Annotated in this window: 1 pseudogene; it reads right to left on the bottom strand. The window is 44.4% G+C overall.

Going from position 1 to position 372, the window contains the following annotated elements:
* Window positions 1-372: pseudogene (locus AACL61_RS05345) on the bottom strand (hypothetical protein); the annotation flags it as partial.

The raw sequence follows: 372 nt of genomic DNA, 5'->3' as shown, positions 1-372 counted from the left end.
TTTGACTTAACGATGTTGATGTACTCTCACTTTGACTCAATGACGTTGAGGCGCTCTCGCTCTGACTCAATGAGATTGATGCACTTGCACTCTGACTTAGTGATATCGAAGTACTCTCACTTTGACTTAACGATGTTGACGCACTTGCGCTTTGGCTTAATGAAATTGAGGCACTTGCACTCTGACTTAGTGATGTCGAAGTACTCTCACTTTGACTCAACGATGTTGACGCACTTGCGCTTTGGCTTAATGAAATTGAGGCACTCTCGCTTTGACTCAGTGATGTTGACGCACTCTCACTTTGACTCAACGAGATTGAAGTACTTGCACTTTGACTCAACGATGTTGACGCGCTCTCACTCTGACTCAATG

Origin of the sequence: Limosilactobacillus reuteri subsp. porcinus, from assembly GCF_036621895.1 — a bacterium.
Lineage (GTDB): Bacteria > Bacillota > Bacilli > Lactobacillales > Lactobacillaceae > Limosilactobacillus > Limosilactobacillus reuteri_J.
Note: the sequence above shows the minus strand (reverse complement) of the source record. Positions and strands in the feature narration are given on the sequence as shown.